This window comes from Pedobacter sp. WC2423 (assembly GCF_040822065.1).
Classification (GTDB): domain Bacteria; phylum Bacteroidota; class Bacteroidia; order Sphingobacteriales; family Sphingobacteriaceae; genus Pedobacter.
In genome coordinates this window covers 4937624-4964576 of sequence record NZ_CP162005.1, presented here as the reverse complement: position 1 = coordinate 4964576, position 26953 = coordinate 4937624, and the positions used below count along the sequence as shown (strand labels likewise).

22 protein-coding genes are annotated in these 26953 nt (G+C 38.2%); 12 read left to right on the top strand and 10 right to left on the bottom strand.

From position 1 onward, the window contains the following. Positions 1 to 57: 57 nt before the first annotated feature. A complete protein-coding gene (locus AB3G38_RS20760) occupies positions 58 to 933 on the bottom strand; it encodes a thiol-activated cytolysin family protein (protein ID WP_367865635.1) in 876 nt (291 codons plus the stop codon). A gap of 302 nt (positions 934 to 1235) precedes the next feature. Further along, a complete protein-coding gene (locus AB3G38_RS20755) occupies positions 1236 to 2471 on the bottom strand; it encodes a hypothetical protein (protein WP_367865634.1) in 1236 nt (411 codons plus the stop codon). A gap of 735 nt (positions 2472 to 3206) precedes the next feature. Between AB3G38_RS20755 and AB3G38_RS20750 the strand changes: the two genes are divergently transcribed. After that, complete coding sequence (locus tag AB3G38_RS20750; protein ID WP_367865633.1) at positions 3207 to 4547, top strand: S41 family peptidase; 1341 nt, start codon at positions 3207 to 3209, stop codon at positions 4545 to 4547. Positions 4548 to 4920: 373 nt separating this feature from the next. Here AB3G38_RS20750 and AB3G38_RS20745 read toward each other — a convergent pair whose 3' ends face one another. Next, positions 4921 to 6135 carry a S41 family peptidase gene (locus AB3G38_RS20745; RefSeq protein WP_367865632.1) on the bottom strand — a complete coding sequence of 405 codons (1215 nt, stop codon included), beginning with the start codon at positions 6133 to 6135 and terminating at the stop codon, positions 4921 to 4923. Positions 6136 to 6168: 33 nt separating this feature from the next. After that, positions 6169 to 6894, bottom strand: coding sequence for a porin family protein (locus tag AB3G38_RS20740; RefSeq protein WP_367865631.1), 726 nt, complete (start codon positions 6892 to 6894; stop codon positions 6169 to 6171). A gap of 446 nt (positions 6895 to 7340) precedes the next feature. On the opposite strand from AB3G38_RS20740, the gene AB3G38_RS20735 reads away from it, so the two are divergent. From AB3G38_RS20735 to AB3G38_RS20695, 9 genes are all read left to right on the top strand, one after another. Further along, complete coding sequence (locus AB3G38_RS20735) at positions 7341 to 7859, top strand: T9SS type A sorting domain-containing protein (RefSeq protein WP_367865630.1); 519 nt, start codon at positions 7341 to 7343, stop codon at positions 7857 to 7859. A gap of 127 nt (positions 7860 to 7986) precedes the next feature. After that, on the top strand, positions 7987 to 8598 hold the full coding sequence (locus tag AB3G38_RS20730) for a fumarylacetoacetate hydrolase family protein (RefSeq protein ID WP_367865629.1): 612 nt from the start codon (positions 7987 to 7989) through the stop codon (positions 8596 to 8598). A 5-nt stretch (positions 8599 to 8603) separates the two neighbouring features. Further along, entirely contained in the window at positions 8604 to 10325 is a 1722-nt protein-coding gene (locus AB3G38_RS20725; RefSeq protein ID WP_367865628.1) for a M23 family metallopeptidase, read from the top strand. Positions 10326 to 10327: 2 nt separating this feature from the next. Then, a complete protein-coding gene (gene bcp, locus AB3G38_RS20720) occupies positions 10328 to 10792 on the top strand; it encodes a thioredoxin-dependent thiol peroxidase (protein WP_367865627.1) in 465 nt (154 codons plus the stop codon). A gap of 142 nt (positions 10793 to 10934) precedes the next feature. Beyond that, complete coding sequence (locus AB3G38_RS20715; protein WP_367865626.1) at positions 10935 to 11780, top strand: transketolase; 846 nt, start codon at positions 10935 to 10937, stop codon at positions 11778 to 11780. Positions 11781 to 11842: 62 nt separating this feature from the next. After that, complete coding sequence (locus AB3G38_RS20710) at positions 11843 to 12799, top strand: transketolase family protein (RefSeq protein WP_367865625.1); 957 nt, start codon at positions 11843 to 11845, stop codon at positions 12797 to 12799. A gap of 3 nt (positions 12800 to 12802) precedes the next feature. Further along, the gene (locus tag AB3G38_RS20705) at positions 12803 to 13363 is read left to right on the top strand and encodes an RNA polymerase sigma factor (RefSeq protein ID WP_367865624.1); all 561 of its coding nucleotides are present in this window, start codon (positions 12803 to 12805) and stop codon (positions 13361 to 13363) included. 85 nt (positions 13364 to 13448) lie between these two features. Next, complete coding sequence (locus AB3G38_RS20700) at positions 13449 to 14144, top strand: hypothetical protein (RefSeq protein ID WP_367865623.1); 696 nt, start codon at positions 13449 to 13451, stop codon at positions 14142 to 14144. A gap of 15 nt (positions 14145 to 14159) precedes the next feature. After that, on the top strand, positions 14160 to 14603 hold the full coding sequence (locus AB3G38_RS20695) for a hypothetical protein (RefSeq protein ID WP_367865622.1): 444 nt from the start codon (positions 14160 to 14162) through the stop codon (positions 14601 to 14603). On the opposite strand, the gene AB3G38_RS20690 is transcribed toward AB3G38_RS20695, so the two are convergent. From AB3G38_RS20690 to AB3G38_RS20680, 3 genes are read right to left on the bottom strand one after another with little or no spacing between them, the layout of a single operon-like run. Beyond that, the gene (locus AB3G38_RS20690; RefSeq protein WP_367865621.1) at positions 14604 to 15524 is read right to left on the bottom strand and encodes a DUF58 domain-containing protein; all 921 of its coding nucleotides are present in this window, start codon (positions 15522 to 15524) and stop codon (positions 14604 to 14606) included. It lies immediately after the preceding gene. A gap of 60 nt (positions 15525 to 15584) precedes the next feature. Next, positions 15585 to 17090, bottom strand: a complete 1506-nt coding sequence (locus tag AB3G38_RS20685; RefSeq protein WP_367865620.1) for a SusD/RagB family nutrient-binding outer membrane lipoprotein — start codon at positions 17088 to 17090, stop codon at positions 15585 to 15587. 44 nt (positions 17091 to 17134) lie between these two features. Continuing rightward, positions 17135 to 20287 (bottom strand): SusC/RagA family TonB-linked outer membrane protein, encoded by a 3153-nt coding sequence (locus AB3G38_RS20680; RefSeq protein WP_367865619.1) that lies wholly within the window; start codon positions 20285 to 20287, stop codon positions 17135 to 17137. 216 nt (positions 20288 to 20503) lie between these two features. On the opposite strand from AB3G38_RS20680, the gene AB3G38_RS20675 reads away from it, so the two are divergent. Then, positions 20504 to 21094, top strand: a complete 591-nt coding sequence (locus AB3G38_RS20675) for a TetR family transcriptional regulator (RefSeq protein WP_367865618.1) — start codon at positions 20504 to 20506, stop codon at positions 21092 to 21094. On the opposite strand, the gene AB3G38_RS20670 is transcribed toward AB3G38_RS20675, so the two are convergent. Then, positions 21091 to 21372, bottom strand: a complete 282-nt coding sequence (locus AB3G38_RS20670) for a hypothetical protein (RefSeq protein WP_367865617.1) — start codon at positions 21370 to 21372, stop codon at positions 21091 to 21093. The genes AB3G38_RS20675 and AB3G38_RS20670 overlap by 4 nt on opposite strands. Before the next feature lie 77 nt (positions 21373 to 21449). On the opposite strand from AB3G38_RS20670, the gene AB3G38_RS20665 reads away from it, so the two are divergent. Next, entirely contained in the window at positions 21450 to 21947 is a 498-nt protein-coding gene (locus AB3G38_RS20665; RefSeq protein WP_367865616.1) for a hypothetical protein, read from the top strand. Positions 21948 to 22049: 102 nt separating this feature from the next. Here AB3G38_RS20665 and trxA read toward each other — a convergent pair whose 3' ends face one another. Continuing rightward, a complete protein-coding gene (trxA, locus tag AB3G38_RS20660; RefSeq protein WP_068403141.1) occupies positions 22050 to 22367 on the bottom strand; it encodes a thioredoxin in 318 nt (105 codons plus the stop codon). 72 nt (positions 22368 to 22439) lie between these two features. Further along, positions 22440 to 26873 carry a DNA polymerase III subunit alpha gene (dnaE, locus tag AB3G38_RS20655; protein WP_367865615.1) on the bottom strand — a complete coding sequence of 1478 codons (4434 nt, stop codon included), beginning with the start codon at positions 26871 to 26873 and terminating at the stop codon, positions 22440 to 22442. Between the last annotated feature and the right edge of the window lie 80 nt (positions 26874 to 26953).

Below are 26953 nucleotides of genomic sequence, written 5' to 3'. Positions count from 1 at the left end.
TAATGAGAAAGAAATGCGGTGCATAAAATTTTGTTAGTGATGAATGAAGTCAGTTTCTTAGTAGGGAAAATCCAGATGAAATACTGTTTTAAATAAAGTGTTATCTTTTAGGTATTTCGCAGTAAATGAAATGGGTACACCAGGATCTTTTGCGGTAAAGACACCCAGGTTTTCGGAAATAAAGTTAGACAACGCATCAGAGTCCGGATTGGTCAGAAGTTTGGTAATCGAGCCACCGCCTGGTTTACCCAACAGATTCAATGTGATCCTGCAGGTGCCGATTAACTGCTTTTCTTCCTGGGTCATGTTCTCATCCGTCTTTTTAAAAATCTTTTTCACCATTTTCTCAAATACGCTCCTCATCTGGGAACTCGTGTTATTGGTTTCTATCAGGAAGAAGCCAAAGCGGCCATAGGTTACTGAGTTGATGAATACCGGAGATACACCTTCGAAAATGTTTGCAGGCAATGCAGCGCGATCAATAAGTTCATTTTCGGTAGGGTTTGACATGCTGTAAGTGAAATTTTTTACAGTATACGTAGCCATCATCCCCGTTGAATAATTCGTTCGGCTAGAGTTGTAATTGAATGAGGTATTTACAGAATAAAACAAAGCTTTCTCATCCATATTGTAACCATAAGCAAGTTTTACCTCGTTATAATTGGTGAAAGAAGATGCATTGAATAAGAAATCTACAAGCTGGGTGCCCGAAAAATCCGGATCCATTAATGCATTTCGCAGAAATACCCGGCTGCTGGATAGTGCAGGATAATCAATTACTCCATAAGATTTGCCTGAAGGAAAGGATAGTGCCACGTTAATAGGCTTTCCAGCGAATCCGGTTAATGGTTCAAAAATTCCGGAGTTAACCGACGCGGCTTTAATAATAGATCCAGGATAAATATAAGAACTGTTGTCCGGAGTCACAATCATCTCGTCGGATTGATAAAAAGATGACCTTCCCAGCGAATTATGCCATAAACTATCTCTGACTTTAATTAGTTCGTTTCTTTTTTTTGGTCGAGCAAATCTTTTAAACTGCTCTTGCCTAAATAAACCGGGCTGAAGGTTTCAATTTTTAAATCCTGAAAATGAGAAGATAAAAGGGCTGTCCGCTTATCATCATATGGATCAGTGTTACTTAATTTATCCTTTTTACAGGATAAATTAAGTAACACTGATAAAGCAAAAAATAGATATAGAGATTTTTTCATTAAAAACAGATTATATTCTATCTAATTATTTGGAGTATTGATTTTGAATTTCGTTCTGAAAGTCCTGAAGTCGCCTAAATAATTAAGCGTATAATATAACGGAGATCCATAAGTATTCGCAGAAAACACACCTCCACCGCTCATAATATCAGCAAAGCCCTCAAGTCCTTTAACGATTGCTCCTATGCTTTTACCATCCGGGCCTAATACATACATTTTTACATGAGCGGTCTGCAAAAGTTCCTTTTGCTCTTTGCTCAGCCTTAAACCCAGCTCTGCTTTGAGCGTAGGGCCAAGCTGCACGGAAGCATCAGGTCTTCCTCCCAATAGATTTTTAACATCAATGGTAACTGTAAACACAAGTGATAATGCTTTCTGTACCATATTATAAGAAGAATCTGAATCCATGATCAGAATGCCTTTCCTGCCATAAGTAACTGAACTGACAATCAAAGGATCGTATCCACCAAATTTAGCCATGTTTACAGGGTCTTTCAGGAATGGTTTATAAATAGGTGGCTCTATGTTAAGTGAAAAGTTTTCTTGTGTGAAAGAGGCCATTACATGGGTTTGTGTACTTTGGTGGACAGTTGTATCTAAATAATTTAACTTAAATAAACCACCGATGTCAACATTAGCTCCAAATGAACGTTTAAGTTCGTCGAATTTTCGGTATGAAGTCATTTCATAACTAAAAGACTGCAGCTGCTCACCGGATCCTGCCTTTAAAGCTGCCCTTATATATGATTTGTCTATACTGGGCCCAAGGATGCTGACTGTTCTTGATATGCTATCTGTAGGGAAATTAGCATACATGGTAATCGGGTTCCTTTCTTCAGCAGATAATGCGACCGGAATGAAGTCTTTTGGATCTCCAGCCATATCACCTCTTACAATTGCACCCAGGTATACCTGTTTTCTAATCTCTTCAGTAACTGCAGGCATTTCTGTGGATTCGTAAAAGGCGGTTTTCCCTCCCCCACTCATCCATACACTGTCCCTGATAAAATCTACTGAGTTTTGTTTTTTACGATTTACCTTATTTTGAATATCGACTATGGCTTGTTTATCATAAACATCAGTTTCAATTGGTTTATAAGGATACTTTGGAAAACCTTTAAACTGTGACACATAACCCTTGGGAGCGAGATATGTTCCTTTATCCTCACCAACATTATCGTTGTTTTTTTTACAGGAAAAAGTAATTAACACGGCAAAACAAATTGCCATTTGTAAAATTTGATAGTTTTTTTTCATTTTTAAAGAATTATTAATTAATTTATTATCCTGCTAATTTAATTATCATAAACTATGAGCTATATTATATTTTCAATATGTTTTAATTATTTTTATGTTAATTAATTTACCAGGTCAATAAAAAAAATGGATAAAAAACCGGGCTTCTTCGCCAAAAAACAGATTAGTTTTAGTCTAAGCCCCCCTTTATGCGCTGTTAAAAGGCTATAATGGAAAGTTTGAAAACAAAAGGTCCTCATCTATCAAAAGCGAACTCTCTTCCACCAACATCTCTTCTACGCTGGTTAAGTTCCTTTATTCCAATCAATGACGTAATACAACTTCATTGGGGAATCAATAATTATGTCGAATTTTATAACAGTGAATGAAGATATTCCCTTATAATTAACAAGGGGTATAATGTATTTTCATCAGCTATCAGAAAGTGTCATTCCTAACCAATACCTGTACTAAACTGTACATTACAATAAAATGAAGAAAAATATATTCTACCAAAGCACAATAAATATGAACTCATTGTTACTTCTGTTAACTTTCACTTTGCTGATTGTCAGTTGTAAAAAGAATCCCGTCGAAGAGACAACAATAACACAGATAAATAAGAAAAGAATATCATCAAACTTAGATTCAATATACTTATATGCTCAACAAATATATCTCTGGAATGAGCAGCTTCCTTCCTTTGCAACATTCAGGCCTTCCCGATTTTATACAGGTGCCGGTCACGAAATGGACATGTATAATAAAGAAATATTTGATTTGACCAGAGCAGCTATAAATCCGGCTGCAAATGTGTCTTTTGAACTAAATATGAGTAATCCTGGCATACCAAAATATTCCGGTATTACCGAAGATTTTCATACATCTTCTTTTGCAAAAAATGAAGTTCAGCCGGTGCTGTTATCTAATAACTTTGGATTATCATTTGCCACTGTGTCAGATAATGAGATCAGACTTTTATATGTTGACCCGAACTCTCCTGCAGGTAAAGCTGGTTTAAACAGAGGAGATCGAATTATAAAAATTAATGGAATTCCGGTTCAGACGAATGAAATATATTATCGCTTTATTGAATCCTCGGTCAAAAATGCATTTATTGACATCGTTTTGATATCTGAAAATACACCCGTTATCAATAATAAAAATATCCGCCTTACACAAGCTCCTTTTGAAGCTAACCCAGTGCTTAAAAGTAAGGTGATCTCTATTAATAATAGAAAAATTGGTTACCTCGCCTACAAAAGGTTTACGGATGAATCTCTTTCTGCCAGATACCTGAATCCAGTTTTTGATAATTTCGGTAATGAAGATATATCTGAACTAATCATAGACTTGAGATATAATGGAGGGGGGTATCAAAATACCTGCAGGTATATTGCAAATCAAATTATTCCCGCAAATTTAAATGGAAAAACAATGTTTACGGAACATTATAACCATTTAATGCAGGGGGGTAAAGCAGACATTTTAAAAAATCAACCTATACTTGATGCAAACGAGAACCCGGTCTATATAGATGGGAGGCTTGCCACATTAAATGATATAGATTATAGTGTAAAAGGAAATACGGTTTTATTTGAAAAGCAGGGTGAGATCAAATCTATAAAAAGCGTATATTTTATTGTCAGCAAGGAAACAGCGTCTGCCAGCGAATTGCTGATTAGTATTTTACAACCTTATATGAAGGTTACGTTGATTGGTGTATCTGGCGATGGTACAAATGTGCGGACTTACGGAAAGCCTGTCGGCTTTTTCGACATCAAAATCGATAAATTCAATATGTATTTAGCTATGTATCAAGATAAAAACGCAAATAATGACGGTAATTATTTCGATGGGTTTTCTACCAATTTATCTGTGATCGATAACCCAATTTTTAATTTCGGAGATCTGGCAGACCCTGCGATACAGATAGCACTTGGAAATCCATCTCAAACAAACAATCAAAGGAACAAAAGCGATCTAAAATCAGCTTCACTTCAAGCCAGCACCGTACATTCGTCAAAAATATATTTTTATGATAAAATGGAGCGCAAAGAGATGCTTAAAAGTGCCAAAGATTTTAAATTAAAATAACCGGGAGTCTGTTTAAAAAAGGCATAGTTTTAATGTTAGCTATGCTTTTGACATCAAAGACATATTTATTTAGAATTTTATTGGGCTACCCATTGGACCATCCATTGGACCACCCCCAAATACCCAATACAAAAAGTACTATTTTCCGTTATCCGAAATGTCCGAATAACTATATTTGTCTATTAAGCACTTACTATAAACTCTCCCAGATGTTCCGTTTCTGAAACCAACTTAAGATCATCAGAGACAAAGAAAAGCCAGACCTGTACTTCACCTGCAAAAGAGCGTGTCAAATTAACAGTAAACGCACAAAAAAACCGCCTTCCTGTTTTTGCAAACATAGAAGACGGCTTTTATAACCTGATTATATCTCTTACTGTGGAATCAGGCTGATCGCTTTTTCCAACTGCGGATCAGTACCAACATCCAGAGCAGCCTTATTATACTTAACCTCTACATCTGGTGGAAAACCAATTCCTTCATATAACTTTCCATCTACATAGCGTAACGCAGTTGAAGAAGTATAAACCAAACTCAGGAAACCAGTTCTGAACTGTCCGCTGTTATAATAATCATTGTTATTTAACAACGGGCCGTTACCACCCCAGGTACGTTCACCCACAAATTTCACATTGCCACCTGGCATCGCTTTCAAAGCCATTGTAGTCATCTCTGCCATACTTACAGAGTTCAGATCAGCCAGTACAATAATCGGAGCTGTAAATAACTTTGCATCTTTTCCCGGATGAACCGTTGCAGGTATCCATGGTGTATAATCCAATCTTCCGTTTCCAATTTTTGAACGGGTAGCACCGATAGGAAACTCCTTATCCGTTAAACCACCTACCAGTAAATCTAAATCAGAAAGATAACCACCACCATTACTCCTGACGTCAATAATTATCCCTTTCAAGCCTTCCGGTTTTTTTACCTGATCAAAGTAATACTGCAATGCTTTCTGAGCATTGTTAGGCGTTGGAGAATCATTGATTACATTTAAACTGAACTCATTAAAATGAAGGTATAAGATATTGCCTTTAATCTTACCCGCAACAGCAAAGAACTGATCTGTAGCTGATAAGTTGACAAAACCTCTGACATATCCTTTATCCAGATACTTTGGAGGAATAGTACTGTAAAAAAAGTTAGGATTAATGTTACCATGATAATCAGGGCTCTTTTGATGTCTGGCATCAGAAGGGCTGATATAAGTTGCTGAATCTATCACATATGGACTGTTGATTCTAAGCGCATAATGTGAATCGATCAATGTTGAGGTCATCTCTTTAAAATAAGTATAAGATTTTCTGACATCTGTCGAATCATTGATATTCATTTTGGCGAACAACGGCTGATATTTACGGTAAATTTCATCCCAGTTTGTAGGATCAGTATCCCAAAAGATATAGTTATTATTCATTCCATTCCAGTAAGCTTCAAAAGCTTCACTGAAACTACCTTCAAGATACCGTTTAGGATCGTTGATTTGAGGGGACTCTTTACGGCAGGAAGCCAATGCGCTCACAAGGCAGATACCCAGTACCAGCTGGAGCATATTTTTATATAAAAATAGATAGGTTGATTTCATAAGATTGTAATAATGATGAATAAATTAGCGTTGTTATTTACCCAGACGGTACATACAGCCCACTTGAATAACATAGGTATCATTGTAACGTGGAATCTGATTGAGCATGTAGTTTTTCTGCTGATCGGTTAATGCACGGTAATACCTTGCTTCAGCAAAAAGCTCATACCTTGGTTTAAGCTGATAACTTACACCTGTTCCCGCCAGTACACCCAATTCGATTCTGCGGTCACGGCGGCTGTCAAAAATAAACTTCTCATTATAGCTGTAACCAGGCTGACCATCCAGGATACTTGGGGTTTGCGCATCATCCGGAAGATCATAGTCTTTCGCAAAAGGGTTAATCTGAGTCCCTTTGATACGGGACGAAGACCAGTACCCCACATAACCTCCCAAGTTTAAGAAACCTTTCAGTTTCTGGCCGCCAAAGGTGAAATGAGCCATCACAGGAAGTTGAATGTAATTGTTCTTGTTCGTATGGTTAATACCTTCGAAATAACTGCTGCGCACAATTTTGTAACTCTTGCGGATGAACTGAGGATCTGCTTGTATCGCAAACCAATTATTCAGGTCATATTTAACAGGTATCCCAATATTAAATCCATCCAGAGGTTCATACTTGGTGAAAGCTCTGAAGCCGATATTGGTAATGATGTGGTTTTTGTTGTAACCACCTTCCAGTCCGATAGAAAACTGGGCATGTGAAGTGAGCGTCCCGGCAATGATGCCCAGACCTAAGAGTAAACATTTTTTTTTCATAAGATTAGGTTTAGCAGATTTTAATCCCTTATCATCCAGACCAAATGTTCATTTAAATTTACATTTGTGTGGTGCCGGACAAACGAATGCGCAATGATGTATAAGAATAATTAAGCTTTTTATAGCAGGTGATCAGTCTGAATAAAAAATTAATATCCTGTCTAACAACGTAATTCAGATGCAAATAATAATCAGCAGCAGAAATTAACATCTTTTTATCCGGTATTTCAAAGCCGCATAGGGAATAAAACCTGGGGACAATATATAAAAATTAACAATAACTTTAAAAACAAATCAATATAATTAAATAAATGCTGTTTTACCATAAAAAAAGCAATATCATTCCTGCAGAAAAACCGACAACTGTTAAAATGTGTTAAATATTGTCCTGAGTACAAAAAGATTAATTATTGTGTAGAATTATTCACTACTTTTGTTGCAATAAGATGAATACAAAAACTAAAACGATCTCACTTCTGTACATAATTTGCATTTTTTGCATCAGTGTCTGCTGTGGATCAGCAGTTTTTGCCCAGCGTTCAGATAGTACAGGCACCAATGCCAAATACAAAAGAATTGTCAGGACTCCTCAAATCAGAGGTGATGTGCCTTCTTACAAGCCAAGTTATATGCCTGGTTCATCTTTATCTCCTTATAATAGTCTTCTTTCACATAGCAGATCAGCCAGCGGCAGACCAGATAAAATACTTTCAGTACTTAAAGTTTATCCTAATCCGGTTGATGATCAGATTAATCTGACAATCCGCCTGGAACGTGAGTCTAACCTTTCTATTAAGATTATGGACTTGTTAGGCAATGAAGTGGTAACCTTATCTAATGAACGCTTATCTGCGGGGGAACAAACTAAAACATTCACCATTCCTAACCGGTTGAACAGCGGAATCTATTTCCTTCGTTTTGTTGCAGGTTCAGAGACTGTCGTTAAACGTATTTCTATTCTGTAAGCTGAATACCCGTTTAAACTCAGCTAATTTTCAGCATCAATCTTTTTTTTACCGGATATAATTTACTTTTACGCATCATGCAAGCTGCATGTGAAGATAATAGACGTTTTTTATATACCTGAATACAATGAAGATAATTGCTATTGGCCGTAACTACGCTGCACACGCTAAAGAATTAAATAACCCTCTCCCATCAAGTCCTGTGATCTTTATGAAGCCGGAAACAGCAGTGCTTAAGGATAACAAACCTTTTTATATCCCTGAATTCTCTTCAGATGTACATTACGAACTGGAAGTTGTTTTAAAGATCAATAAAGAAGGAAAACATATTGCAGAGAAATTCGCTGCTAATTATTATGATGAGATTGGTTTAGGTATTGATTTCACCGCGCGGGATCTTCAATCTGCCTTGAAAGAAAAGGGATTACCATGGGAACTGGCCAAAGCTTTTGACAATTCTGCTGCTGTCAGTCATTTTATTCAAAAAACTAAACTTGCAGATGTCAATGCGATACCATTTGAGCTGAAAGTAAACGGAGAAAGCCGTCAGAATGGAAATACAGCAAATATCCTGTTCTCTTTTGATCAGATTATAGCCTTCGTTTCACAGTACATCACGTTAAAAAAAGGAGATTTAATTTTTACAGGCACACCTGAAGGGGTTGGTCAGGTTCATCCGGGTGACAAACTGGAAGCATGGATGGGTAAAGAACAGTTTCTGAATTTCGATATAAAATAAGTTTAATGATCAAAAAAAGTATATTCCTGTTTGTTCTGGTCACATTTGCAATCAGTACTCAGGCCCAGCAAATTTTCAGTAACAATAAATATCCACTGGTAGATTTCCGTCCGCCGCTGGATATCGTTCCTCCGGCATTAGCGGGTTCTTTTGGTGAGCTTAGAGGGAATCACTTCCACTCGGGTATAGACTTTCGCACTAATCAGCGTGAAGGATATCCGGTACATGCCATTGCTGATGGATATGTTTCCAGGATGAGGGTTCAGAACAGCGGATTCGGTTTGGCTTTATACCTGGTACATCCAAATGGATATACTTCTGTATATGGCCATTTATCCCGTTTTGCACCTAAAATTGCAGAAGCCGTAAAGGCTTTGGAATATCAGAAAAAGACTTTTGAACTCGACGAATTTCCTTCAGCAGATTTATTTCCGGTACATAAGGGTGATGTGATCGCCTATTCAGGGAACAGAGGCAGTTCGGGAGGCCCGCATCTTCACTTTGAAATCAGGGATTCTAAAACTGAAAACACAATTAATCCGCAGCTATTCGGGATCCAGATTCCTGATAATATTCCGCCGGTTATTTATTCTTTATACTTATATAAGCTGAATAAAAAACCTTTTAATGAATATACACCTAAAACTTTTTTCCAGGTAACTGGCGGAGCAGGTAAATATAGTATAGGTAAAACTGAACCATTGACGGTCAGTGGTGAGGTTGGATTCGGAATTACCGCTACAGACAGGCATAATGGAGCTTCAGGAATTAACGGGGTCTATTCTATTGAACTGGAAGTGGATGGAAAAACTGTTTTCACGTCTTCTTTAGAGAAGTTTGCTTTTGAAAACAGCAAGGCGATTAACTCACATATTGATTACGCAGCTTTCATGACCACTAAAAGGAGTATCCAGAAAAGTTTTACAGATCCGGGAAACCCTTTACAGCTCTATAGCAACCTGGTCAACAATGGCCGGATTGAATTTAAGGATCAGCAGGTACATGAACTGAAATATACGGTAACTGATGCTAAAGGAAATAAAAGCATTTTGCCATTTACGGTAAAATCGGATGGACAGACGTTAATTTCTACACCTGATCAGCCTGATGGTATACCTTTCTTTTATGCCAAAGAGAATGAGTTTGCCGCAGATGGTGTTAAAGTAGTGCTGCCAAAAGGAACTTTATACAATGATTTCAATTTAGTTTATAAGGTTAAACCAGAACCAGCAAGAGGTGCTTATTCACCAATTTATCAAATTCACAACAACCTTACTCCTTTACATGTTGGTTTTGATTTATGGATCAGGGCTGATGCCCGCTTAGGTGCATTGAAAGATAAAGCATTGATTGTCAGCACTAGTGGCGCATCTCAGGGCGGAGTTTTTGAGAATGGTTATGTGAAAGCTACCCCTCGCAATTTCGGTAGTTTCTACATTGCAGTTGATACTATCCCTCCAGCAATTACCCCGGTTAACATCGCCGATGGCAAAAACATGAGTGGTATAGCTAAAATGGTTTTTAAAATCCGTGACAACCTTTCAGGTATTAAAAGCTTTAATGGCTATATTGATGGCAATTGGGTTTTGATGGAATTTGACACCAAAACTGCTACTTTATGGCATTCTTTCGATGAACGTACCCCAGCCGGAAAACATCAGTTGAAACTGGTTGTGGAAGACATGAAAGGAAACAGTAAAACGTATTCAATTAATTTTATAAAATAATTATGAGTGAATTAAAAGAAGGTCAGAAAGCCCCTGAATTTACCGCAGCGGATCAGGATGGAAATACAGTCTCTCTGGGTCAGTTTGCAGGTAAAAAAGTGGTTTTATATTTTTACCCGAAAGATGATACTCCTGGTTGTACTGCTGAGGCTTGTGATTTCAGGGATAATTACCAGGGATTAAAAGCGAAAGATATTATTGTACTGGGTGTAAGTGTTGATGATGAGAAGTCTCATCAGAAATTTGCGGCTAAACATAGTCTTCCTTTTACCTTACTGGCTGATACTGATAAAAAGATTGTGGAAGCTTACGGGGTATGGGGAGAAAAGAACATGTATGGTAAAAAATATATGGGTACTAACCGTACTACTTTTGTAATTGATGAAAATGGTGTAATCGCACATATCATTAAGAAAGTTGACACTAAAAATTCAACGGCACAAATACTTGAGTTATTAAATATTTAGGACACTGTTATTTCAAACGTTGTAAATATATAATATCACATTTAAATCGTATTAAAGCGCTTTTACATTCCATAATAAATGATAGCAATAAACTATATTTGCTATTAATAGATAAATAATTGAGAAGATATTAAATAAATAGATGAAACATACAATCAATGAATTAGAGGACATTGTTTCTCAGGTACGAAGAGATATTGTAAGAATGGTACATGGCTGCCAGTCCGGACACCCGGGTGGATCACTTGGTTGTGCAGAGTTTTTGACAGCTTTATATTTTGAAACCATGAACCATTCCACAGATTTTAAGATGGATGGTATAGGCGAAGATTTATTCTTCCTTTCTAATGGTCACATTTCTCCGGTATTTTATAGCGTGCTTGCCCGTTCTGGTTATTTTGAAGTTAGCGAATTAGCTACTTTCAGAAAATTAAACTCTCGTGTTCAGGGTCACCCGACTACACATGAAGGATTACCTGGTATCAGGATTGCATCAGGGTCTTTAGGTCAGGGGATGTCGGTTGCAATCGGTGCAGCTTTAACCAAGAAACTAAATAAGGATCATTCTTTAGTCTTCAGTTTACATGGAGATGGTGAGTTACAGGAAGGCCAGAACTGGGAAGCTATTATGTTCGCTCCTCACAACAAAGTTGATAACCTGATCTCTACAATCGATTATAACGGACAACAAATTGATGGTCCTACTGAAAAAATATTATCATTAGAGAACCTGCAGACTAAATTCGAAGCTTTCGGATGGCATGTAATCACTTCTAATGGAAATAACATGGAAGATATTGTTAAAGCTCTGGAATATGCTAAATCACTTACGGGCAAAGGCAAACCAATCTTAAACTTAATGAGTACTCAAATGGGCTATGGTGTAGATTTCATGGTAGGTTCACATAAATGGCACGGTACTGCGCCTAATGATGAACAGCTTGCTTCTGCTTTAAGTCAGAACAAAGAAACATTAGGGGATTATTAATTCATAACCATTAACTGAGCCCGTCTTGTTTAGGATAGCGGGCTATAAAAAAATAGAGACTCATGAAAAAATATACATATTCAGAAAAGAAAGATACCCGTTCTGGTTTTGGTGCTGGTTTACATGAAGCTGGTCAGAAAAACCCGAATGTGGTTGCACTTTGTGCGGATCTGAAAGGTTCTTTAAAAATGGATGCTTTCGCAGACGAATTTCCGGAAAGATTTATCCAGATCGGAATTGCTGAAGCAAATATGATCGGGATTGCAGCAGGTATGACTATTGGAGGAAAAATTCCTTTCACAGGTACTTTCGCAAACTTCTCTACTGGCAGAGTTTATGACCAGATCAGACAGTCTGTTGCTTATTCCTACAAAAACGTTAAAATCTGCGCTTCTCATGCTGGTTTAACTTTAGGTGAAGATGGTGCAACTCACCAGATTCTTGAAGATATAGGTTTGATGAAAATGTTACCAGGAATGGTTGTGATCAATCCTTGTGATTATAATCAAACCAAAGCTGCTACTTTAGCTATCGCCGAGTATGAAGGCCCTGTTTATTTGCGTTTCGGCAGACCAAGTATTCCTGTATTTACTGATCCTGATCAAAAATTTGAAATTGGTAAAGCATGGATGGTCAACGAAGGTACTGATGTCACTATCGTTGCAACCGGACACATGGTTTGGAAAGCAATTGAGGCTGGTGAACAATTAGCTGCTTTAGGTATTGATGCAGAAATTATAAACATTCACACCATTAAACCGTTAGATGAAGAGGCTATCTTAAAGTCGCTTCAGAAAACTGGTTGTGTGGTAACTTGTGAAGAGCATAATAAATTTGGAGGATTAGGTGAAAGTGTTGCACGTTTATTATCAACTGAGCTTCCTTCTCCACAAGAATTCGTGGCTGTAAATGATAGTTTTGGCGAAAGCGGAACTCCTGATCAGCTGATGACTAAATACGGACTGGATACAATTAATATTGTTGAAGCAGCTCAAAAAGTTATAAAAAGAAAAAAATAATAGATGAAGCAGGTTGAAGATGATGAAATACTGGCGAAGTTCTCTATGGAGAGTACTCGTAATGAAGCCTTTAACCTGCTTATCTCAAAATACCAGGAGAAAACTTACTGGCATATCCGTCGACTGGTCATCGATCATGATGATGCGGATGATCTTGTCCAGGAAGTTTTCATCAAGGTTTGGAAGAATTTATCCAAATTCAGAAGCGACTCTAAATTATATACCTGGATTTACAGGATCGCAACTAATGACTGTATTACCTTTTTAAATAAGAAAAAACAGCGTAACAATATTCCTCTGGATGATGTTTCAGCTGAGCTTTCTGAAAGTTTAGTGGCCTCTTCTTATTTCAATGGAGACAAAATCCAAATGAAGTTACAGCAGGCACTATTAACACTTCCAGAGAAACAGCGGCTGATTTTCAACATGAAATACTACGATGAACTCAAGTATGAAGAAATTTCTGAAATTCTGGGAACGTCTGTAGGTGCATTAAAAGCTTCCTTCCATATTGCAGTGAAGAAAATAGAAGTTTTTATGCTAAATGAAGACATTACCTTTTAAACCTTTTGTGATTTTAGGCATCCATATAGCAGGTAAATTCAGGAAGCCCTGATATGATCACCCTGCAATAGCTAAATTATTTACAATGAAACACGATATAGAAGACAATGAATGGAAACAAGAAGCGCCTTATCTGGCCTCTCTTGAAAAAGAAAATCCATTCAGCGTTCCACAGGAGTATTTGAAGACCATCCCTGAGCTGATTCATGACGCAATTTACGTCGATGAGCTTAAGGAAGCTATTCCTATGTCCGGATTTATCGTACCTGATCAGTATTTTAACTTCTTACAAGACTCTATTTTTGCCCAGGCAACAGGTAACGGTTTACAAGCACTCCCTAAAGCTGATGGTTTTCATACGCCTGATTTATATTTCCAGAAATTACAGGCTAATATTCTTGCAAAGACTGTAGCATCAGACAATTCAGCTAAAACGATTGTCAGTACTAACCTTGCAAAACGCGAACCTGAATTATTTCGTTTATGGCGTAATGACCTGGTTAAATATGCATCAGCTGCTTGTTTTATCCTGGTTACTGCATTTGGACTTTATTTGAATCAGCAAAATTTCAATACGGAAAGCAAAAGTTCTGACCTGGTAAGTGAGCAGGTATTATATGATATGAATGAACAGGATATTATTGACCATATAGAGGGAAATAATGCAGATATATCAAAGGTGAATAATGCAAATGTATCCAATGACAATACCACCAATGCGGACCTGGAAACTTATATTCTAAACAATTATTCTCAAAGTGATCTGTCCTCCGTTTTATAATTAAGATACGATACCATGAAAAACATACTAGCCATAGCTTTTCTATTATCCCTCCCTTTTCTGTCTTCTGCACAAAGAGGTGAAGGAAAAAGCAATGAAATACAAGCTTATAAAAGTACTTATCTCAAAGAAAAATTAGAGCTGACACCCGAAGAGGCAAAAATATTCTGGCCGATTTACAATTCAATGCAGAGTGAGCAATCTGAATTGCGTCAGGAACGCAGAAAAAACATGATCAGCTTCAGAAAGAGTACAGAGATTGAAAACCTTTCAGATACAGAGGTAGAAAGCCTGATTAACAATGAGCTCAATTTCAAACAGAAGGATTTAAATATTGACCGCAAATATTATAATAAACTGAAAAGCAGCCTGCCGATCAAAACTGTGGGTAAATATTATCGTGCAGAACAAACTTTTAAAAGAGAATTGCTCAGCAGATACAGGGAAGGCAAGAAGTAATTAATTCATTTTTTGTCTTTTGATCAGATACGCCGCCAATACGGTTGAAAAGCCTGCTGCTATATCTGCGTCAATCAGATCTATTTTATATTGTGCACATTTTAACGTCAGCATCTGCCGGTAATCTCCATAAGATTTCAAATAAGCTTCTTTAACAGTAGCTGCATTTGCTTTCAGTAATTCCCCTGTCTCCAGGTCTACAAACTGATAAGGCCTGTTCTCAAAATTGAAGTCTACTTCTTTAGCTTTATCACTTACATTAAAAATGATAACTTCATGCTTATTAAATTTTAAGTGTTGCAGCGCGGAGAATAAATCTTCCTGATGATGATCTGTTTGGTTTGCAGTTAGCAGATCAGTAAAAACAACAACCATAGAACGCTTGTGAACTGATTCCGCTACCTGGTGCAGCGATGTACTTAATGCCGTCCCTACGTTAAGCTTAGGGGCCTTTAGCACCTCTTCCAGATGAGTAAACAAATACTTTTGATGCATAGTGGTCGATCGTGCAGGTGTATTTAAAATCAGCTGATCTGTAAATAAGCTTAATCCAAAAGCATCTCTCTGCTTTTTGAGCAGTTCCATCAGGGCAGCAACCGCCTGTACAGAAAAGTTAAGCTTGTTATACGCCCCTTGCGGAAAATACATCGATGAAGAAGTATCAATTACAAACTGGCAACGCAGGTTAGTCTCTTCTTCATATCTTTTGGTATAGAGCTTATCAGTTCTGGCAAATAATTTCCAGTCAATATTCCTGACATTATCGCCTCTGTTATAGGCCCTGTGTTCAGCAAACTCTACGGAAAACCCATGAAAAGGGCTTTTGTGCAATCCCGTAATAAATCCTTCTACAACCTGCCTGGCGAGTAACTCCAGGTTGCTGTTCAATTGATATTCCGCCTGATCTGTATGCGTGGCCATTTTGTAAATTTAACAATTTTCTGGTGAGCTGGTATAATCAGCCAGCTCACCAGAAAATAATTATTTTAATAACCACATCACTCCGTTGATGTCATCTCCACCAGGATACTGACGTTTGATAGCGTTATCTACATTTACGCCATTATTGTTCAGTTCTGCGGTTGGATACATCCATCTTTTAGGTATTTTTCCACCATTCAGTATACCTGCACCAGCGGTTTCAAAAGTGGGGAACCCTGTACGCCTTTGTTCATAAAATGATTGCCAGCCCGTGTTCATAAAAGTATTAATGTACCGCTGCATAATTATTTGAGGGATTAATGTTCCCGATTGCAGCGTAACAGACGGCTGTTTCAAATAAGTTTCGATATCATCCAGTGTATAGGCAAGGTCTCCCTTGTACCTGGAAAAGAGCATTGCGCCTCTAATTCCGCCTGTATAAAATTTGTTAATGTCTCCGGCTATCCAGCCCCTTGCCACAGCTTCTGCCAGAATAAATTGCAGCTCCGGGTAGCCGATTGCAACACTTGGCTCATTCACAGCATCATATGCATATCTTCGATTAATAGCTGAAGCATTTCCAGTAGTCATCTTCTGTACATTATCAGCAACCGGAGCACTACCAATCAAACCAGTATAAGCGCTGAAATTATTTGCTGAAAGACCTGCAGTAACTGAATTAGGTGTTGGGCTGGCGTAGACAAAAAGACGAGGGTCTTTCAGGTCTTTTAACATTTTAACAAATGAATCATCAAGGTAATAATCTGTCTTTAAGCTGTTGTTATTATTATACGGATAACGGTTGCCTACAATATCATAATAGGTAAGCTTCGCATTATCATCATTAGAAGTAAGCAATGGATATTTAGATGGATTAGAAACGATATCATTGAACCGTTGTTTGATATTGAGTTTGGTATTCGCTTCTTTTTTTGAAAGACTCATCAATACTCTTAGAGAAAAGGTGTTAATGGCTTTTTTCCATTGGGTGATATCTCCATTGTAAATAATATCATTGTTAATGGTTCCCCCTGAAGCAGACAGCGAGTCACTCGCCAATTTCAAGTCATTCAAAACTTGCAAATAGATATCTTCCTGTGCATCGTAAACAGGTCTGAGGGCTCCATCAGAAAAATTGTTATTCAGTGCCTGCATGGCCTGAGCATAGGGAACATCTCCAAAAGTAAGCGTCGCCCCTACGATATAATAGGACCTGAAAAATTTCCCCAGGTATTTATAATTAGGTTTGCCGATACGGGCAGCCTCCTGTTCCATTTTAACTACCTGAGCTATTTTTTTATAAGAGGAGTCCGAGTCCGCTCTTTGCCAGCCGTAATTCTGTGTTGTACTGGAACTTTGCGCATAAACCAACTGACGCGTAGCCAAACTTGCCTCCGTGTTAATGGTAGCAAAAGCTGTTTGTTCAATATTCGCTAACTCCAGAGAAGGATCAGCCTGAGTGGGTGTATTAGGGTTTATTTGATAATAATCGAATTTTTTGCAGGAGGATAAAGTAATACCCACTAAGAAAATAATACCAGATAGATACAAATAACTTTTTTTCATGATATAAAATGATTGATGACTAAAGAATGCCATTGATGAGTGGATTAAAACTTAAAATTAAAGTTGAAGCCAATACTTCGCATAGAAGGTGTTTGCAAATTGTCGCTTTCTGCATCCGGATCTACATTAGGTATTTTGGCCAGAATGAACAAGTTGTTTCCAATAAAAGAAACTGAAGCCGCCTGAAATACTTTTTGCTTTTTTATCCATTGTTGGGGAAGTGTATAGGTCAGCGCTATTTCACGCATCTTTAAATAAGTACCACTGTAATAGAAGTAATTATTTTCTGAGCTGCTGCCCGTCCCCGTGTTGTAAGCAATGTAATTTACCGGGGTTGTATTAGGTGCGTACTGCCTGTCATCGCTAATGATATTACCATGATTGTCATACGTTGCTTTTCCAGCAATAACCACTACCCCTTTTCCTATATAAGTACTTTTCCCGGCATTGGCATCATCACGGTACTGGTTAACGGTACCTGGAGCAGTTCCGCCCCACCACATTTTATAATTGGTAGTGGAGTATATAGAGCCTCCGATACGACCGTCAACAGCAATACTGAGTGAGATATTTTTGTATTTAAATGTATTTTGCCAGCCGTAGATCCAGTTTGCATCAGCATATCCAATACTGCGTTGATATGGATCATTTAATGGCATCCCATTAGTATCGTAGATGATCTTTCCATCAGGTGTTGTCTGGTATAATGAAGTAAAAATCTTGTCAGCCCGCTCTCCGGCTTTCAGGTTACCGATATATCCGTCCTGACTAAGGGTGGCTTCTTTAAGCCAGCGGTGGCTGTTACTGAAATTAAAACTGCTTTCCCATTCAAATGAGGATGTTTTTACCGGAGTTCCGCTAATCATAAATTCCCATCCTTTTCTCTGGTATACATTTGCATTTTGAAGCAGTGTGGTATAACCGCTGGTCTCTGAAACCGGAACCAGCTGAAAATTGTTATATTCTTTGTTCTGGAAATAAGTAACGTCAACATTTAAGCGGTTTTTAAAAAGGCCCAATACGGCACCCGACTCCCATGAAAGCACTGTATTCGGGACAAGACCTGGCATTTTGTAACTATCCGGCCACTTCAGTGAAGAGGTGCCGTTCCATTTATTACCTATATTATAGGTTTGTATTTGCGCATAAAAGTTGTTCGGGTCTGTGGTAATTGACCCGCTGTTTACTTTGGCCACAGAGGTACGCACTTTTAAAAATGAAATAGTTTCCGGCAATTTTAACGCATCTGACAATACTGCTGAGATACTTCCTGATGGATAAAAATAGGCACTGTTGTTTACTGGTAGTGTCGAGGTCTGATCTCTCCTGCCTGTGAATGACAGATAAAGGAAACGATACATTTCCAAATCGGCCATGGTATACAAACTATTTATTTGTCGTTCCTGAAGGTAATTAGACCCCTTCAATGGATTTGTGGAGTTAGCTAAATTATAGAATCCAGGAATGTTAAGCCCATCTGTAGTCGTGGCGATTCCTTTGGTATTGTTATAAGAGTTTGCCGCTCCCCCGATTACAGATAAATTAAAGTTATCATTAAACTTGTGTTTATAGCTTAAAATCAAATCTGTAGTGATATCGAAATGACTGCTTTTTGTATAGGTATAGTCCCCTTTTGAAAGGCTTCCATATCCAATATAACTATAGGGATATCTTGAATCTTCATCTGTTCCATACTGGTTAAAGCCTGAACGTATTTTAGCAGAAAAATCACGGGCAATCTGATAATTCAGGGAGAAATTCCCAAAAGAATTATCTTTTCTATATCCATTGAGCTGTTCGTTCGTAATAAAATAGGGATTGTTGTACCAGGAAAGATTATAGTTTCTTTGCTGCATACCTTCTTTACCTTTTAACCAGTAGTTCTTAAGATCGCGTATATCCAGGTCCGGACCAATCCACAGTAAAAGATTATAAAGGATATTGGTAGGGCCATAACCTGTAGAGGGATAGTTATTAGAGAATTCTCTATTGTAAGTAAGCCTTCCATCCATGGTTAGTTTTGGTGACAGGGCATAATTTCCAGCTACCGAAAAGGAAGAATTGTTTACTCCTGTATTTGGCATTGTACCTTTTTGATAGATATTTGCAGCCGATACTCTGAATGAGCCATTCTCACCGCCTGTAGATACTGTTACTGAATTACTGGAAAGCATTCCTGTACGAAAGAAATTTTTAATATTGTCTTTTCCCCTTGAAATCCACGGTAGTGGAACCAATTTACCAGTTATTGGGTCTACAGGACTATTGTATTGAGGAGTTTCATAATAACCGCTTGGGGTACTGGGATCTTTCTGATCCAGTTTAGGTCCCCAGATCCATCCACCACCTTCTGTACCTCCGCCAGATCCGTCAACATAAGCATATTTTCCATTATTTCCACCGCCATATTGGGTCTGTACTTTTGGTACTACGGTATATCCGGTCTGGAACATGGTAGAAGAGTTAACCTCCACAATGGTCTTTCCTTTTTTACCTCTTTTAGTGGTATACATAATTGCACCGTTGACCCCAATTGAGCCATAGAGTGCACCCGCAGCTGTACCTTTTAATACCGTGATACTTTCGATATCATCTGCATTAATTTTATATGGATCAGCAGTGGGATCCGGAATACCATCGATAACAATCAATGGTGTCTGCCCCCTTAGTGAAATAGCGGGTTTTTGAAAAAGGTCGGTTGTATTGGAAATATTTAATCCTGCCACCTTTCCTGCTAATGCACCTATAGCTGTAGGGCTTTTGACCTTTTCCAGGGTTTCACCTTTGACCTCCTGTACAGCATAACCGATAGATTTCTTTTCTTTCTTAATACCTAATGCGGTAACAACAACTTCTTTTAGATTACCATTATCAGGCTTTAAAATTACGTTTAGCTGTTTTTGACCGTGAAGACTTATTTCTTGCGGCGTATATCCAATATAAGAAAATATCAGTATCGCATCAGGATTTATACCAGATAGCGTGTAAATACCATTTGCATTGGTTGCCGATCTTAGCGTTGTACCCTTTATCAGGATATTTACTGCTGGTATTGGTGTTTTGGTTTCTTCATCCAAAACCTGACCCTTTACTGTGATGTTTTGTGCAAAGCTATTCAATGCAGTAAACAAAAGAAACAACAGCAATAGATGAATTTTAATTCTGCTGAAGTTTATAAAAAGTATTTTTTTTCTCATACTGTCCAAGATTAATTTTCTATAAATTATCATTTTCAAAAGACTATTATTTTCAGCTAAGGTCTCCGTTCAATGTTAGGAAAACAATAACAGCTTATTATTAAATTAACTAAACGTTCGTTTAATCTATTTTTAAAAAACAACCTTTTAAAGAAGTACATTACGTTCTTTTTATAACTCTTTTTTTAGTAGTTTGCCCATCGAAAATAATTTTACATGGGCAGAAAAAGCATTAAAGAAGTAAGACAATTAGAAATTATAAAAGCTTTTTACAAGCTGGCTAAGAAAGAAGGTTACGAGAACAGTTCGATTGCGAAAATTGCCAATGAAATGGGTGTCAATCCGACCCTGATTATCCACTATTTTAAAACAAAAGAAAGTCTTACCTACGCGTTGTTAGATTACATACTAGACAGGTACCTGTTAATATATAGTATTAAAGAAAAAGGAATGCTTTCTGACCTTCACAAAATCATAGAAGCTCTTTTTTCGAAAAAATGGAACTTGCTATTTGATGATGGATTGTTCTATGCATTTTATGCGCTGGCATTCAGGAATAAGAAGATTAAGGCAAAATATAAAATCATCCTGGATTCACTTCGTAAAACGCTGACTTCAGTTATTGAACGCTGTAATGAGCAGGGTTTAATTAACGTAGCTGATCCAAAAATTGCTGCAGATATGATTTTTGTACTGGTTGACGGTTCTTATTTTTACCTTTCATTGGAAGATGATAAAACTATCTATTCAGAAAAACTATGTTTTTATAAAAATAAGTCTTATGAGATCCTGGGCATAGAACCTTAATCTTTTTTAATTGACTTTTGAGTTTTCAAATGCCGTCCCAATGCATAGATTGCAATAAACATCCACAATATATTAGCAGCAGCATTTGGAATATCCTGGCTATCTATTGCCGATGCAACCAAAAAAAGCCCCCCGAAAACATTTAGTAATTGAAAACTGATGGATTCAGCTTGAATAACATTTGCACTTAAGAGTAAATAACCTAATGTACATAAGGCCATTCCTAACCAACCAATACTTGTTAATATAATATGCAACATCATAGTTTCTTTGGCCATAAAGTTGCTTATTTAAATTAGAATTCAGATTGACTAATTATCTAAATTTAAACAGGCTCAACTTGCCATTCATAAAAATGAATAAATCTCCAAATTTCCTTAATTCCTCTTCTCTTATCCATCGCCTGCTTTTAAGAGGTATTGTTATCTTTTACGCTCTGTTATTCCTGTGCGGATTAATCTCATCGGCTTATTTTTTAGGAGGTATAGTTGAATTAAAACCTATTCCTATGCTTGGCTTATTAAAGTATATTTTACTATGTATCCTTTTCCTGGTGCTTTTGATTAATGCACTAAGAGCGATCACATTGCATCCTGCACATTTAAGCCGTTTATCAAGCAGTACCGGGAATTTCAAATGGCTGTTTACACTCGCTTTAGTACTTTGCATTGCGGCAAAGGCAGGATTGTTTGACCTGAGCAGAGCTCATCCTGTTGAAATTTCTTATATCCAGATTGGCGTATTAACTGTGATTGCGGTCTTCTGCTATTGGAGCGACGGATTGCTAAAGGGAGAGGAAGCTACATGGGAAGAAATTGAGGAAGAAGACTTGCCCGAAGATTTTAAAGCATAAATTCTAAAATAGCCTGCAAAAGCATAAATTCCAAAATAACCTGTAAAAGAAAAAGCCGTTTCTATTAGTTTAGAAGCGGCTTTTTTTTATATATTGGGTTGATTACAATTGCTTATCCAATTTACCAGCTAATACTGATTTTGGAACTGCACCAACTTGCTTATCAACTACTTCACCATTTTTGAAGAATAACAACGCAGGGATGTTACGGATACCGAACTGAGTAGAAATCTGTGGGTTGTTATCCACGTTTACTTTACCCACTACTGCTTTTCCTTCGTATTCTTTTGAGATTTCATCTACTACCGGACCTACCATGCGACATGGACCACACCATTCTGCCCAAAAGTCTACTAAAACGGGTTTATCTGATTTCAACACAACTTCCTCGAAGTTAGCGTCTGTGATTTCTATAGCCATATTTCTTATTTTTATTTATACAAAGATATAATCAATTGTAATGCCACCATATTTTCTAATGCCAAAATGACATTAGTTCAACTTATAACTCACCACATTCAGCTCTTTCAACTGCTCCAGAAATGTATTATCAGGGTTGATTTTCAGCGACTTAGAAGGAAGATCAAGCGAAACATTTTGTTCCCGGTCGTACACAACAAAATTCAATTGACAGTTTTGTTGTTCTGTATTTTCTTTATTTTCTGCAATGATCGCCAGGATTTGTGTAATAATCTGATCATTGATTCCCTGAATTGGAATCTGTATGGTGATACATTTTGCCAGTTTATCCCGTAAATCCGATAAAAGAGCTATGGATGTGATTTTAAATTCCCAGTCTCCTTCTTTACGGAAGCGTTCTCCCACACGGCCACGGATTTGCAGGAAATAACCATCAGTCATAAACTGCTTGAATTTAACAAAGTCTTCTCCAAATAAAGCCAGTTCACAACTGTCATTGTAATCTTCAAAAACAATAGTCCCAAATGGTTTTCCGGTTTTAGTCATCCGTTGTGCGGAGATTACAACCAGTCCGCCGACCACCAGTTCCCTGTTTTTGAGTTGTTCAAACTCTGCCAATACGTCTTCATTTGTATCCCCCATCCGTATCTTATTGACTACAGCAAGGTGACGAACGTTGTGCTGACAGAATTCTTTCAGCTCTAATTTATAATTATCGAGCGGATGACCGCTCAGGAAAATCCCGATTGCATCTTTCTCGTATTTTAATCTGTCTATTAATGTCCATTCTGCAGCCACTGGTAAAGTAGGCTCGTTGATCATATCTGCAACCGTACCACCAAACAGCGAGGATTGTGCAGAAGATTCACTGTTCTGGAAATCATTTGAATACTTGATCAGCTTCTCAATACCGTTCAGCTTATCATTAATTCCCACAAAGAAGAATTGCGCCCGGTGGAAACCAAAACTATCAAAAGCACCGCTATAAACGAAACTCTCATAGGCTTTCTTATTGACCGTTCTGGTATTGGAACGTCTGGCAAAATCATAAATACTGTTGTAAAATCCGCCATTAGTCCGCTCTTCAATGATACTTTCTACAGCTTTCTCCCCTACGCCTTTAATTCCGGAAAGACCAAAGCGTACTTCTCCCTGAGGATTTACGGAAAACTTCAAAATGGATTCATTCACATCCGGACCAAGTACTCTTACCCCCATTTGTTTACATTCTTCCATGAAAAAGGCCACCTGCTTAATATCACTCATATTATTCGTCAGTACTGCGGCCATATATTCTGCCGGGTAATGTGCCTTCAGATAAGCGGTCTGGTAAGCAATCCAGGCGTAACAGGTAGAGTGAGATTTATTGAAGGCGTAAGAAGCGAATGCTTCCCAATCTTTCCATATTTTCTCTAATGTAGCCGGAGCATGCCCTTTTTCTGCTGCCTGGGCAACAAATTTAGGTTTCATTTTATCCAGTACATCTTTCTGCTTCTTACCCATCGCTTTACGCAGTACGTCGGCCTCACCTTTGGTAAATCCGGCAAGTTTCTGTGATAAAAGCATCACCTGTTCCTGATAAACTGTAATTCCATAGGTTTCTTTCAGGTATTCTTCGCAGGCATCCAGGTCATACTTAATTTCTTCCTCTCCGTTTTTTCTTCGGACAAAACTTGGAATATACTCCAGTGGCCCAGGACGGTAAAGTGCATTCATGGCAATTAAATCTCCGAATACGGTAGGCTTTAATTCTTTCATGTATTTCTGCATCCCGGTAGACTCGTACTGGAAAATACCAATGGTTTCTCCACGCTGGAACAATTCGTAAGTTCTGACGTCGTCTATAGGGAATTCATCAGGGTCAAGCTGAATACCTGTTCTTAAGCGAACCAGTTTAACGGTATCTTTAATCAGGGTCAGTGTTTTCAACCCTAAAAAGTCCATTTTCAATAATCCCGCGCTTTCTACTACAGAGTTATCAAACTGGGTAACGTACAGATCGGAATCTTTGGCCATGGCCACAGGTACGTAATTGGTAATGTCGTCTGGTGTAATAATTACCCCGCAGGCATGGATACCGGTATTTCTTAAAGAACCTTCCAGTATTCTGGCTTGCTGTATAGTTTCAGCACTTAAGCTTTTAGAGTCTGCAATATCTTTCAGCTCTACTACTTTCTCATATTCATCTGCACGCAAGGCTCCCCGGAGTGATTTCTCATCGAGGTTAAAGATTTTTGCGAGCTTCAGGTTGGGGATAAGCTTGGCTATTTTATCGGCTTCAAAAAGTGGCAGGTCCAATACGCGGGCGGTATCTTTAATAGAAGACTTAGCGGCCATTGTACCATAGGTGATGATCTGTGCCACCTGGTTTGCGCCATATTTATTGATCACATAGTCCATGACGCGGCCCCTGCCCTCGTCATCAAAATCGATATCAATATCGGGCATGGATACCCGGTCAGGATTCAGGAAACGCTCAAAAAGGAGATCGTACTTGATAGGGTCAATATTAGTGATCCACAAACAGTAAGCCACTACAGATCCCGCAGCAGAACCACGCCCCGGACCTACTGATACATCCAGATTTCTGGCTTCCCTGATAAAATCCTGTACAATCAGGAAGTAACCCGGATAACCTGTTTTCTCAATAGTCTGAAGCTCAAAGTCCAGACGTTCTATAATTTCGGGAGTAAGTTCTCCGTATCTTTTTTCTGCCCCAACAAAAGTAAGGTGGCGTAAATATTTATTCTCTCCTCTTTTACCTGCGTCATCTTCATCTTCCTGCACTATAAACTGTTCAGGAATATCAAATTTAGGTAAGAGTACTTCTCTGGCGAGTTTATAGATTGATATTTTGTCTACTATTTCCTGAATATTTAAAATTGCTTCCGGAAGATCCGCAAACAGTTTTTTCATCTCTTCTGAAGATTTGAAATAATATTCCTGGTTGGGTAAGCCATAACGGTATCCACGTCCCCTGCCTATAGGTGTAGCTTGCTTCTCTGCATCTTTTACGCATAGTAAAATGTCGTGTGCATTGGCATCCTTTTTATTGATGTAATAGGTATTGTTTGTTGCAATCAGCTTAATATTATGTTTTTGAGCTAAGGCGATCAGCGTTTTATTTACTACGGTTTCATCATCCTGGTTATGGCGCATAATCTCCATATAGAAGTCTGCACCGAATAATGATTTCCACCAGATTAATGCTTCTTCAGCCTGGTTTTCACCCATATTCAGGATCTTACTGGCTATTTCACCATACAGGTTTCCGGAAAGGACAATGATATCTTCTTTATATTGTTCGATAACATTCCGGTCAATCCTTGGGATATAGTAAAATCCTTTGGTATAGGCAATGGAAGACATCTTGGCCAGGTTATGGTAACCTGTTTTATTCTTAGCGAGCAGCACCATCTGATAACCGTTGTCTTTACGGGATTTATCCAGGTGATTTTCACAGACAAAGAATTCACAGCCTACAATCGGCGTAATCGGTACTTCTGCAGGCTCTTCTCCTTTTTCTATGGCTGCATTATTTCTGGCTTCTACGCCTTTGTTATGATTCAGTACCTGGTTCACAAAGTGAAAGGCCCCCATCATATTGGCGTGGTCTGTCATCGCTACAGCAGGCATTTTATCGGCCGCTGCCGCTGCAATAAGACCCGGAATATTAATGGTAGACTGCAAGACTGAAAACTGTGTGTGGTTATGCAGGTGGACAAATGTTGCGTCTTTGAGTTCTTGCTGATTGTCTTTTAAGTCTTGTTTTGATAAACCAGGACCTTCAGCTTTGGCCTGTTTTCTTCTGATTTCATCAGAAGCAGCCTTAAGGTTAATGTGCTGAATGCCTGCACTTGGTATTACTGCCGGCTGACTGGCAATAAATGAACGGATATACTCCTGATCAGCCTGAAGCTGTTCGGGCGTAAAAACCTCCATTTTTACTAACTGAAGGAAACAACGCGTGGTTGCTTCCACATCTGCCGTTGCATTATGTGCTTCTGCAAATGGGACACCAAATAAGTAACTGTGTAATTCGGTCAGCGTTGGCAGTTTGAACCTGCCTCCTCTACCTCCGGGAATTTTTAATAAGTTGGCGGTAACTTCTGTACAGGTATCCAGAACAGGCATTTGAGCCATAGGGCTTTCGATACCCATCCGGTAAAATTCAGCGCCCATGATATTGACATCAAAGCCAATATTCTGTCCGACTACAAATTTAGCTTTGGAAAGGACAATATTGAATTTCTCTAAGGCTTCACGGATATCAATACCTTGTGCTGTGGCTAATTCTGTAGAAATACCGTGGATACGTTCGGCATCGTATGGAATATTAAATCCATCAGGCCTGACCAGAAAGTCCTGGTGTTCAACCAGGTTTCCTAACGCATCGTGCAACTGCCAGGCAATCTGAATACACCTTGGCCAATTGTTAGTATCGGATACGGGTGCATTATAATTGGCAGGCAGACCTGTAGTTTCGGTATCAAAAATTAAATACATAGAAGGGTAATTATGAATCCCTGTTCTCTGGGTACTATTCCTCAAACAAAGCGAGGTACAAAATTACGTTTTTTTAAGAA